General features: G+C 65.0%; 10 protein-coding genes. 4 read left to right on the forward strand and 6 right to left on the reverse strand.

Translation table 11 applies throughout. The features are described 5' to 3' along the window. Positions 1 to 213: 213 nt before the first annotated feature. Positions 214 to 798, reverse strand: a complete 585-nt coding sequence (locus tag Q8R75_RS02815; RefSeq protein ID WP_305614800.1) for a hypothetical protein — start codon at positions 796 to 798, stop codon at positions 214 to 216. A gap of 136 nt (positions 799 to 934) precedes the next feature. On the opposite strand from Q8R75_RS02815, the gene Q8R75_RS02820 reads away from it, so the two are divergent. Continuing rightward, a complete protein-coding gene (locus Q8R75_RS02820; RefSeq protein ID WP_305614798.1) occupies positions 935 to 1,285 on the forward strand; it encodes a hypothetical protein in 351 nt (116 codons plus the stop codon). A 396-nt stretch (positions 1,286 to 1,681) separates the two neighbouring features. On the opposite strand, the gene Q8R75_RS02825 is transcribed toward Q8R75_RS02820, so the two are convergent. Together Q8R75_RS02825 and Q8R75_RS02830 are read right to left on the reverse strand one after the other, a co-directional pair. Beyond that, the gene (locus Q8R75_RS02825; RefSeq protein ID WP_305614797.1) at positions 1,682 to 2,404 is read right to left on the reverse strand and encodes a BON domain-containing protein; all 723 of its coding nucleotides are present in this window, start codon (positions 2,402 to 2,404) and stop codon (positions 1,682 to 1,684) included. Positions 2,405 to 2,503: 99 nt separating this feature from the next. Then, positions 2,504 to 3,007, reverse strand: a complete 504-nt coding sequence (locus Q8R75_RS02830; RefSeq protein WP_305614796.1) for a BON domain-containing protein — start codon at positions 3,005 to 3,007, stop codon at positions 2,504 to 2,506. Between the two features lie 202 nt (positions 3,008 to 3,209). Between Q8R75_RS02830 and Q8R75_RS02835 the strand changes: the two genes are divergently transcribed. Next, positions 3,210 to 4,985: a M61 family metallopeptidase gene (locus Q8R75_RS02835; RefSeq protein ID WP_305614795.1), complete on the forward strand. Its 1,776-nt coding sequence runs from the start codon at positions 3,210 to 3,212 to the stop codon at positions 4,983 to 4,985. Between the two features lie 368 nt (positions 4,986 to 5,353). On the opposite strand, the gene Q8R75_RS02840 is transcribed toward Q8R75_RS02835, so the two are convergent. Next, complete coding sequence (locus tag Q8R75_RS02840; protein ID WP_305614794.1) at positions 5,354 to 5,728, reverse strand: transposase; 375 nt, start codon at positions 5,726 to 5,728, stop codon at positions 5,354 to 5,356. A gap of 434 nt (positions 5,729 to 6,162) precedes the next feature. After that, positions 6,163 to 6,735, reverse strand: a complete 573-nt coding sequence (locus Q8R75_RS02845) for a PEP-CTERM sorting domain-containing protein (RefSeq protein WP_305614367.1) — start codon at positions 6,733 to 6,735, stop codon at positions 6,163 to 6,165. 156 nt (positions 6,736 to 6,891) lie between these two features. On the opposite strand from Q8R75_RS02845, the gene Q8R75_RS02850 reads away from it, so the two are divergent. After that, positions 6,892 to 8,571: an alkaline phosphatase D family protein gene (locus Q8R75_RS02850; RefSeq protein WP_305614366.1), complete on the forward strand. Its 1,680-nt coding sequence runs from the start codon at positions 6,892 to 6,894 to the stop codon at positions 8,569 to 8,571. 331 nt (positions 8,572 to 8,902) lie between these two features. Here the strand turns inward: Q8R75_RS02850 and Q8R75_RS02855 are convergent, their stop codons facing one another. Then, complete coding sequence (locus tag Q8R75_RS02855; RefSeq protein ID WP_305614365.1) at positions 8,903 to 9,784, reverse strand: pirin family protein; 882 nt, start codon at positions 9,782 to 9,784, stop codon at positions 8,903 to 8,905. Positions 9,785 to 9,940: 156 nt separating this feature from the next. Between Q8R75_RS02855 and Q8R75_RS02860 the strand changes: the two genes are divergently transcribed. Further along, entirely contained in the window at positions 9,941 to 10,732 is a 792-nt protein-coding gene (locus Q8R75_RS02860; protein ID WP_305614364.1) for a DUF3014 domain-containing protein, read from the forward strand. Positions 10,733 to 10,950: the final 218 nt, after the last annotated feature.

Here is a 10,950-nt window from a genome sequence, read left to right on the forward strand (position 1 = left end):
GAAACTGCGCAGCGAGCAGCGAAAAACGGGGGCAGAGCGGGCATCGGGCGGTGCGGGGCACTTCAATTCGGGGGAACCCGAAGCGCTCACCGGGCGAGCAGCCCGGATCCGGGCTGAACGACAAAAAGCAATCTGCAGTACGGCTGGACCGGGCTTGTTCAACAACCGGTTCAGATCGTGGCTCGCTTCGCGATCACGATCTAACCTTAATCGTTAGGCATCAGCTTTCCTGCCGCGGGATTTGAACCATGACACGAGTTTCTTTATATCTACACCTAGGCCCGAGATGTTTGGCTCAAGAATCAGAGCATCTACCAAAGCGCCGTGCTCTCCTGCCCGAAGTTCATGAGCGATTGCGAAGTCTCGAATCTTCTTTCTATCCTTGATGTCTGCAAAGACCTTCTCGAGGAGGTCGACTACGTCGCCAGGCGTTTTGCAGATGTCGCGGATCTTCAGAAAGACCATGGACTCTCGAATCTCTTTCGGATGTTGTTGGTTATCGGCTTCGATGAAGTAGCGGGGATGTGCAGTAGTGATTAGCAGTGCGGGTAGAACAGTACCGGGCCCTTGACCGTTTATGCCAACCCACGACAGCACATCAGAGTGAAGGTGACTATCAGGAAGGCCTTTGATCATGACCGCATCGTTCGCAGCACAGAAAGACGCGATCTTCGAAACGTTCGCCTGTAGAGCATTAGATACAGGTTCATCCCAGCTGTAGTAGTCCAGAACGTAGATGTAGTAGGCCCTGCTTTCAGACAGCGGGAGGTCAGAGACGGAGTTCACATGCAGGCCCATAGAAATCTCCTCAAATGCCTAACGTGTAGGTGACCGGCGCTGCGCGGCTTTATCGCGCAGCGTCCAGAGAGCGAAGCGAACGGGGTCGACCGTAGGGTTAGCCCACAGGACACAACGGAGAAACAGAATGCGAAACATGAGCTTTGCGCTGACGACCGACCAGATACGGAACGGCAGCAAGACAGTGACACGAAGGGCGGGATGGTTGCACCTGAAACCAGGCGACATGCTGCGCCCGGTGAAAAAGTGCATGGGCCTCAAGCCAGGAGATAAGATCGAGCCGTTGCGCGCCCCGCTGCGCGTGGTGAGTGTGAGGCGCGAGCCGTTGCGCTGGCTGACCGACAGCGTTTTCGGCGACGACGAATGCAAGCGCGAAGGGTTCCCGGACATGACGCCAGCCGAATTCGTGGCGATGTTTTGCGCTACGCACAAGGGATGCACACCGGAGACGGACGTTACGCGCATTGAATTCGAGTATGTGGGCTAACGTTAATTTCTACCGCAGTTTTGATGGATAAACAGACGTTCCACCCCTGTTTTACTATCAAGCATCTTCTCATTTCTCTTTCGTTATCAACCGCTTGCTTTCCACTGTGCTGCATAACTGCTGAATGAAATCCGGCGTCAAAAACCTCACCCGGATTCCTTATCCCGTATCGCGGTTTTCGAACTTTACCTGTTCATGCGCATGTCCTCCACCCCGGTGGATCGAGGGCTTCTCTGTTCACTGGCGCGAGAGCGGCGCAGCGATCAGCAGAGCATATGTAGATTCCCTATGCTTCCGCGCGTCTGCCACCTGAACGCAAAAAGGCCCGCACTGGGCGGGCCTTCATTCAACGTTTGGTCTTCGACTCGTCGCGCTGTTCAGCGCATTTGCCCTGAGTCAGGCCGGTTTCACGATGACCTGATTCAGGATGCCGATCACCCCGTCTATCGTCACGGCCAGTTCGGCGGCGCGGGCGCGCAGGGCTTCGGAGGGGGCGGTGCCGCTGAGGATCACCTTGCCGTCCAGGGTTGCGACGTCGATGTCGAGTGGCGCCAGTTCGGCGTCTTTCTCGATCAATGCTTCGATCTGTGCAGTGATGACGGCGTCGTCGAGCGGCGGGGCGGCGTCGGCGGGTGCTCCGGCGGCGGTTGGCGGCAGATCGCCGGCGGCCATGGGGGCCGTTTGCGGGTCTGACGTCGAGGCAGTCGGCGGGCGGGGCGGCGACGAGGGGAGAGAATCGGGCAGCGTCTGGGTCGCCGATTCGGCGTTTGCCGCTCCGGCAGCTTCGCGTTCCGCTTCGGCGCGCGCGCGTTGCGCGTCGAGCCGGATGGCCGCGCGGCGTTCAGCGCTGGCGTTGATGTCGGCTTCGTAGGCAATGCGTCCGGCTTGTGCCTTGACCTCTTCGGCGACCTGTTCGGTCTGGTTCAGCACGATCGCCAGTTCCTTGTCGACCGTGGGTTCGCTGAGCGCTACCGGATCTTCCTTCGGTCCGCAGGCGCTGAGCATCAGGCCCAGCAGCACAACGCCCGTACAGCGCGCGAGCGGAAAACGCGAGGCGGCGATGGGTGTGGCGGCGTTGGGCGGGGCGGCCGCCTGGCCGCGGGTCTGAAAGTTCGGCATGTCATCTCTCCTCGGGCAAGAAAATGAGTCAGGACGTCGTTTCAGCCGCGACCGGGCGGTGCCGCCCGGTCTGCGCGCGACTGGCGATCTGCGGCGGTGTCAGCCGGCGGTCACGACCAGCTGGTTGTCGATGCCGAGCACGCCCTTGACCGAGATCGTCAGTTCGGCGGCGCGGGCGCGGGCGGCTTCGGTCGGGGCGGGGCCGCTCAGCGTGACCTTGCCGTCGCGGGTGTCGACGTCGATCTTGATGGCGCTCAGGTCGGGGTCGCCGGCGAGGCGGGCCGACACGGCCGCGGTGATCGCGGCGTCGTCGATGAAGTCGCCCATCTGGGAAGTGGTTTCACCGGCTGATACGCGCGCGTCGCGGGTCGCTTCTGCGGCATTGACCTGCGCCCGGTCGGCGGCGGCTTCAGCGCGTTCGCCCAGTTCGTCGGCCTTCTTTTCGGTGGCGGCGATGGCGGTGTCGAGCTTCTGGCCGATGGTTGCGTCCTGATCGGGCTGACCGCAGGCGGCGAGCGTCAGCGCGAGGGCGGCGGCGGTGGCGAGGCGGAAGGCCGGCGTCATCAAGGCGCGGCGTTGCGGGTTTTCTGCGTTGGTGTTCATGGTTGTTCTCCTTGCGTAAGTAGGGTGGCTGCGAGCCTGCGCTTCAGCCATGGCGTCACTGTAGGCGGGCGGGGCGGTGCTGCCTGTCGGTGCAGCCGACACCCCGTGTAGGACGATGCGGACCTGATCCGGTCGCACTGCGGTGACGCGGCTGCCCGGCGCTGTGGTCAAATCGCAACTGTTTCCACGTCAGCCATGCGACATGAACGCCATCCGCTACCGCATCACGCCCAGCCACCCCGAAGCCCACCTGTTCGAGGTCGAGATCGATATCGCCAGGCCGGCGCCCGACGGCCAGCGGCTGTCGTTGCCGGCCTGGATTCCCGGCAGTTACATGATTCGCGAGTTCGCGCGCCACATCGTGCACATCGAAGCGCGCGACGGCATCCGCGCGGTGCCGCTGACCAAAATCGACAAGCACACCTGGCAGGCCGCGCCGTGCGAGGGCGTGCTGCGCGTGCGCTACGAGGTGTATGCGTGGGATCTGTCGGTGCGCGCGGCGCATCTCGATACGACGCACGGCTTCTTCAACGGATCCAGCGTGTTCCTGATGGTGCAGGGCGCCGAGCAGCAACCGTGCGAGGTGGACATCCGCCCCCCGGCCGGGCGCACCTACAAGGAATGGCGGGTGGCGACGACGCTGCCCGAAGCGGGCGGTCGGGCCGGCGCCAAGCGGCACGGCTTCGGGCTGTACCGCGCGGCGAGTTACGACGAGCTGATCGATCACCCGGTCGAAATGGGCAGTTTTGCGCTGCATACCTTCAAGGCTTGCGGCGTGCCGCACGAGGTGGCGATCACCGGCCACCACGATATCGACGCCGCGCGCCTGTGCGAAGACCTGCGCCGCGTCTGCGAGTGGCAGATCCGGCTGTTCGGCGAGCCGGCACCGTTCGAGCGCTATGTGTTTCTGGTCATGGCGGTCGGCGACGGCTACGGCGGGCTGGAGCACCGGTCGAGCACCGCGCTGCTGTGTTCGCGCAACGACCTGCCGGCGCCCGGCGCCAGCGCGATGTCGGACGCCTATCGCGGTTTCATCGGCCTGTGCAGCCACGAGTATTTCCACTCGTGGAACATCAAGCGCATCAAGCCGGCCGCCTTCGAGCCCTACGATCTCACGCGCGAAAACTACACGCGCCTGTTGTGGGCCTTCGAAGGCTTCACCTCGTACTACGACGATCTGGCGCTGGTGCGCTCGGGCGTCATCACGCAGGACGACTACTTCAAGCTGCTGGCCAAGACCGTCACCCAGGTGATGCGCGGGGGCGGCCGGCTCAAGCAGAGCCTGGCCGATTCGTCGTTCGACGCCTGGGTGAAGTTCTACCGGCAGGACGAAAACGCGCCCAACGCCATCGTCAGCTACTACACCAAGGGCGCGCTGGTTGCGCTGGCGCTCGACCTCACGCTGCGCAGCAAGACGCGCGGCGCCGTGTCGCTCGACGACGTGATGCGCCGCCTGTGGCTCGAGCACGGTCAGACCGGTATCGGCGTGCCGGAAGACGGCGTGCGCCGCGCCGCCGAGGCGGTCAGCGGGCTCAAGCTGAAGAAGTTTTTTGCCGAGGCGACCGAAGGTACCGAAGAGCTGCCGCTCGACGACCTGTTGCGCGCAGTTGGCGTAGAGCTCAGCTTCGAAGCCGCCGGAACCGCGCCGGTGCTGGGCGTGAAGACCGCCAATGAAGGCGACACCGTGAAGCTCACCCAGGTGCTCGATCACGGCGCCGCCCAGCGCGCCGGCTTGTCCGCCGGCGACGTGCTGGTCGCGCTCGACAACCTGCGCATCACCGCCAGCACGCTCGACAACCTGCTCAAGCGCCGTCAGCCCGGCGACGAAGTGAAGATCAATGCCTTCCGCCGCGACGAGCTGATGAAGTTCCGCGTCCGCCTGGACGCCGCCCCTGCCGATCAGGCGAAGATCGCCATCGCCCCCCGCGTCAGCGCCCCGGCCAGGGCGCTGCTGAAACAGTGGCTCGGCCGGGGTTGATGGAGAGAGCCGCGAATCTCGACCATCGGCGTCGTCACCCTCAATCCGGAGCGTGACGCCGTCGCCAACGCCGCGCTTCATGTCGAAGGCTTACTCGCGTCAGTCGCATGAATCAGGCGACAACTATCTTGACTTGCTCCGCGCAGGAGCGGACCTTTTCCGCGATCCGCACGTTGATCACACGATGGCGCCTGTTTTTGGACTGGATCGCCTGCAGGGGCGGAGCGGGGGTTTCGGCGAGCATGGCTGGCCGCCCGTGTAGCCGGTCGGCCATGCAGGGCCGACCGTGGGACGGCTCCTACGAAAACCGCGACGCTGTTCGCCCTTCGCAGGAGCGGACCCTGTCCGCGATGGCTTATTGGCACCCACTAAAGCCAGACAGCGTCCCAGTGCGGATAGTCGCCCACCCGCTCGACCAGACCGCGGCGTACCGGATTGGCGATGATGTAGCGCGCCGCTGCCACGCAGTCCTCGTCGGTTCGCATTGCATGATCATGGAAGCTGCGCTGCCAGACCGGCTGACCCACCCGGTGGGCGCTGACGGACTTGAACGCATGCACCACGCGGTGCAAGGGTCGGTGTGGTCCGAGCGTCATCAACCAGTGCAGGTGCTCCGGCATCAGCACATAGGCAAGCGTCTCCGCATCGCCGAGGTCCGACGCGGCGCGCAGCGTCAGCACCGTTGTGCGCGCATTCTGGAGATCAGCGAAGAAGGCAATGCGGTCGCGGGTCACGATCGTCACGTGATAGACCTGCCCCGCGATGGAGTGGCGACCGATACGAAGGCGGCTTTGATGCGGTGAGTTAGGCATCCATGAAGCATATTTCACCCGCGCGAGATCGGCGATGTTCTTCGCAGGAGCGGACCCTGTCCGCGATCGGTGCGTCGATCACGCGATGTCGCTGTTTCGGAGACGGGAATCGCCTGCGGGGCAGGCTCCTACGAAGACCGCGACGGTGTTCGCACTTCGTAGGAGCGGACCCCGTCCGCGATCGGTGCGTCTGTCACGCGATGTCGCTGTTTCGGAGACGGGAATCGCCTGCGGGGCAGGCTCCTACGAAAACCTGGACGGTTTGGCCCTTCGTAGGAGCGGACCCTGCCCGCGATCGGTGCGTTGAAAACTCAGTTTGGCATGTTTGCCCGTAAGCCGGCCTTACCCGCGCCGCATCGGGCTGTTCAGCGGCCCAGCTTGCGTGCGGCGCTGACGCCGATCAGACCGATGCCGGCGAGAAGGAGCATCCACTCGCTCGGTTCTGGCACGGCGGGAGTGATGGCGAGGTCGAGGGTGAAGCGGTCGCCGGCGGAGAGGCCGGAAAAACCGATGCGCCAGTCGACCAGGCCGTCTTCGAGGAAGGGGTTGCCGAAGTAGAACTCGGCCACCGGCGCGCCAGCGAAGTAGTCGCTGGTCAGCAGATCACCGTTCACCGTGCTGGCGAGCAGCGAACCGGTCACCACCGAAATCGGTGCGCCGCCGGTCGTCAGCGTGAATGAGCCGATACCGAAGCCGCTGACGTCGCGCAGGATGGCGTTCATGTCGACGCAGCCGGCAGTGATGTCATCGGCATCCAGCACGAAGCTGAAACTCAGCGGATCGTTGTTCAGCAGCGAAATGTCGAGTGCGATGAGCGACGACGTGCTGAACGAGGCGTCAAGCAGATTGCCGTTCAGCGTGACGCTTTCCAGCGTGACGGCGTGGGCGGGCAGGGCGATCGAGAAGGCAGCGCAGAGAGCCAGCAGGACTTTGTTCATCGGGCGTGTTCCGGAAGGTAACGAGATTGCCGCCGACGATAGAGCGCGCGTGTGACAGCGGCGTGTCGCCTGGCTGAAGCTGTCGTCAACAATCCGTCATCGGTGTGTCACCCGCGCTCACCACACTCCGGGCCATTCATCGCCCGGAGTGCTCCCATGCCCAGCAATATGTTTTCCCGCCGCGACTTCATGCGCGGCGTCGGTGCCGGCGCGCTCGCCGGTTCGGCCGTCGTCCGCTCGGCGAGTGCGCTGGCCGCACCCGGCAGCCTGTTCCAGCACGGTGTGGCGAGCGGTGATCCGCTGACCGACCGCGTCATCATCTGGACCCGTGTCTCGCCGACCCGCCCGGGCACGGTCGCCGTGCTGTGGGAAGTGGCGCTCGACGCCGCCTTCGCACGCATCATCCGCCGCGGCCGCGTGCTGACCGGCGCCGACATCGATTACACGGTGAAAGCCGACGTGCTCGGCCTGCCGGCAAATGCCCGCCTGCACTACCGCTTCCGCGCAGACGGCCAGCTGTCACCGGCCGGGCGCACGCGCACGCTGCCGGCTGGCGCCGTCGAACAGATCAAGCTGGCCGTGCTGTCCTGTTCCAACTTCCCGGCCGGCTACTTCAACGTGTATGCCGAAGTGGCGAAGCTGAACGATCTGCACGCCGCGGTGCATCTGGGCGACTACATCTACGAATACTCGCGCAGCGGTTACGCCTCGCAGGACGCCGCCGCGCTCGGCCGGGTGTCCGAGCCGGCCGACGAAATCATCACGCTGGACGACTACCGCACCCGTCACGCGCAGTACCGCACCGACGTCGATCTGCAGGCGTTGCACGCCGCGCTGCCGGTCATCGCCGTGTGGGACGACCACGAAATCACCAACGACACCTGGCGCGAAGGCGCAGAAAACCACACCGAAGGCGTCGAGGGTGCGTTCACTGATCGCCGCGCCGCCGCCATCCGCGCGTATCACGAGTGGATGCCGACCCGCCTGCCGGATCCGGCCCGCCCGGATCGCATCTACCGCAGCTTCCGCTTCGGCAACCTGCTGTCGCTGCACATGCTCGATACACGCGTCATCGGCCGCGATGAACAGATGGATTACGCGAATTACTTCGGCGCAAGCGGCTTCGACACCGCGCGCTTCACCGCCGACCTGACTGACCCGAACCGCACGCTGCTCGGTGCCGAACAAGGCGACTGGCTGGGCCTGCAGCTGGCGCAGTCGGATACCACGTGGGACATGCTGGGCCAGCAGGTGCTGATGGGCCGCATGAACATTCCGGCGCCGCTCGTGTTGGGCCAGGTGAGCTTCACGCAGTACAGCGCGCTGGTGTTCAAGGCGCAGACCGCGCCGGCCACGCTGACGCCGCAGGAACAATTCGTACTTGCCCAGCCGGCGATTCCGTACAACCTCGACGCCTGGGACGGCTACGCGATTGCACGCGAAACCCTGCTCGGCACCGCCCGCGCGCTGGACAAGAATCTGGTTGTGCTGGCTGGCGACACGCACAACGCCTGGGCCAGCGATCTGACCGATTTCGCCGGTAACCGCGTCGGTGTCGAATTCGCGACGTCGTCGGTCACCTCGCCCGGCTTCGAAGAATACTTCCCGGCCGAAAACCCGCTCGCCGTCGCCGCCGGTCTGACCCAGATCATCGGCCCGCTGCAGTACGCCGACACCGCCCGCCGCGGCTTCATGCTGGTCACCGTCACGGCGCAGGCCTGCCGAGCCGAATGGCGCTATGTCAGCACCGTAAAAAGCCGCACCTACACCGTGGCAAACGGCCCCGCATTGCGCATGCTGCCCGGCGCCGCCAACAGGAAGCTGGTGCCGGGCTGAAGCGCGACGGCCGCGACCTGCCCCGAAAAGAGTTACGTTTTTCGCAGGAGCGGACCCTGTCCGCGATCCGGACGTTGATCAAGCGGAGTTTCCATTTTCGGAGACCGGGATCGCCTGCGGGGGCGGAGCGGGGGTTTCGGCGAGCACAGCTCGCCGCCCGCAAAGCCGGCCGGCCATGCAGGGCCGGCCGTGGAGGGCTCCTGCGAAAACCGAGACGGCTCGCTGTTCGCAGGAGCGGACCCTGTCCGCGATCCGCACGTAACCCGCGCGCGGACTCAACCGCTACTGCGACGGTTGCGCGTACGCTGCGCTCATGAAAACACGGACATCGTCACCCAGGAAGCGGGATCCACTCCTGGTTGTCGTGCGGCGGCAAGGCGATGCGCCCGGCCTGCCAGTCGGCTTTGGCCTGTTCGATGCGCTCCTTGCGCGACGACACGAAGTTCCACCAGATGTGGCGCGGGCCGAGCGGCTCGCCACCGAGCAGCATGATGGTGGAAGGCTCCACCCCCTGAAGCGTGTTGTCGGCATCGCGCGCGAACACCGCCATCTGACCGGTGGTGAAGCGGGCCCCGGCGATGTCGACGCAGCCCGACACAACATAAATAGCCCGCTCGGCGTGCGCCTCGGGCAGCGCCAGACGCGCGCCCGGCTGCAGCGCGGCATGCACGTAAAACAAGGGTGAATGCGTCCTGACAGGGCTGCGCAACCCGTATGCCTCACCGGCGATGAGGCGCATCCAGACGCCGTTTTCGTCGGCCACCGGCAGCGCGTCGGCCGGGTAGGTGTCGAACGCCGGATCACACTCTTCGTCGGCCTCCGGGAGTGCCACCCACGACTGCAGCAGCTCCAGCCCGCCGCCGACGAACGACGCCGGATGCTCGAAGCGCTCCGAATGCGAAATGCCGCGCCCGGCCGTCATCCAGTTCACCTCGCCCGGGTGGATCACCCGCGTGATGCCCAGACTGTCGCGATGGGTCATCTGGCCGCCGAGCAGATAGCTCACCGTGGACAGGCCGATGTGCGGATGCGGCCGCACGTCGGCGGCGCGCACGGCGTCGGCGGCGATGGTCAGTGGCCCGGCGTGGTCGAAAAAGATGAAGGGGCCGACCATGCGCCGCCTGGAAAACGGCAGCACACGGCGCACCACGAGGCCATTGCCCAGGTCGGCGTGGCGTGCGGCGATGACAAGTTCGATCGGGCTGTCGGTCATGGGAGCTTTCCGCAAGCAGTGTAGAAGGTCGATAGTAGGTCCGATGGTAGGGCCCACAAGCCGGCAACGTGTTACATCCGGACATGCTTCGGCGTGAAATCCATTGCCGCCTTCCGGGTCCATCGACAACATGACTAAAAAAAGGGAGGACTCCGGATGAACACGTGGACAAAGGGCGCACTGGTCGTCGTGGTACTGGCCGGCGCGGCTGCGCTGTATACATATATGCAGAAGGAATCGCCGCCTGCCGATGCGCCGCCCGTGGCGGTCGCGCCGTCAGCCAAATCTGTACCAGCCGAAACACCGGTCGCGCTGCCGAATTATCCGATCACGCCGCCGCCCGACGCCGCTCCGGCGACGCCGTCTGCCGCCCCGGTGGACAGCGACGCCGTGATGCGCGACGGACTGGGCGGGCTGTTCGGCGCCTCGTTCGACAAATACTTCAGCTCGACTGACATCGTGCGCCGCATCGTCGTGACCGTCGACAACTTGCCGCGCGAACGGGTGACGCGCCGCCTCATGCCGGTCAAACCGCTTGCGGGTCCGCCCGTCACCGCCGGCAGTGGTGACACGTTGACGCTCGACGCCACAAACAGCGCGCGCTATGACGTGTATGTGCAGCTGGCCGAAATGGTACCGACCGCGCAGCTGGTTGATCTGTACGTGCGTCACTACCCGCTGTTCCAGCAGCAGTACGTCGAGCTTGGCTATCCGAACGGCTATTTTAACAATCGCCTGGTCGAGGTGATCGACCACCTGCTCGCCACGCCGGTCGTGCCCGCGCCGATCCGGCTCAAGCAGCCGAAGGTGCTGTACACCTTCGCCGACCCGGAACTGGAAAAACTGTCGGAGGGGCAGAAGATGATGCTGCGCATGGGCGAGGCCAACGCCGAGCGCATCCGCGCCAAGCTCACCGACATCCGCGCCGCCGTGACGCGCCAGCCCTGACCGACGTCCACGAAAGGCGCGATGATGGATGCCTTTCGTAGGAGCGGACCCCGTCCGCGATCCGCGCGTCGATCACGCCGTGGCGCATTTCGAAGACCGGAATCGCCTGCAGGGCAGGCTCCTACGAAGGGCGGCAAGGTTGCTGCGATCGACGGTTTTTCGTAGGAGCGGACCCCGTCCGCGATCCGCGCGTCGATCACGCCGTGGCGCATTTCGAA

This window comes from Methyloversatilis sp. (assembly GCF_030696805.1).
Lineage (GTDB): Bacteria > Pseudomonadota > Gammaproteobacteria > Burkholderiales > Rhodocyclaceae > Methyloversatilis.

Bases quoted from the DNA above. Each gene is read 5' to 3' on its own strand.
- Q8R75_RS02845 (WP_305614367.1), bottom strand. From the start codon at position 6,735: ATGAACAAAGTCCTGCTGGCTCTCTGCGCTGCCTTCTCGATCGCCCTG.
- Q8R75_RS02815 (WP_305614800.1), bottom strand. From the start codon at position 798: ATGGGCCTGCATGTGAACTCCGTCTCTGACCTCCCGCTGTCTGAAAGC.
- Q8R75_RS02850 (WP_305614366.1), top strand. From the start codon at position 6,892: ATGCCCAGCAATATGTTTTCCCGCCGCGACTTCATGCGCGGCGTCGGT.
- Q8R75_RS02860 (WP_305614364.1), top strand. From the start codon at position 9,941: ATGAACACGTGGACAAAGGGCGCACTGGTCGTCGTGGTACTGGCCGGC.
- Q8R75_RS02835 (WP_305614795.1), top strand. From the start codon at position 3,210: ATGAACGCCATCCGCTACCGCATCACGCCCAGCCACCCCGAAGCCCAC.
- Q8R75_RS02855 (WP_305614365.1), bottom strand. From the start codon at position 9,784: ATGACCGACAGCCCGATCGAACTTGTCATCGCCGCACGCCACGCCGAC.
- Q8R75_RS02825 (WP_305614797.1), bottom strand. From the start codon at position 2,404: ATGCCGAACTTTCAGACCCGCGGCCAGGCGGCCGCCCCGCCCAACGCC.
- Q8R75_RS02820 (WP_305614798.1), top strand. From the start codon at position 935: ATGAGCTTTGCGCTGACGACCGACCAGATACGGAACGGCAGCAAGACA.
- Q8R75_RS02830 (WP_305614796.1), bottom strand. From the start codon at position 3,007: ATGAACACCAACGCAGAAAACCCGCAACGCCGCGCCTTGATGACGCCG.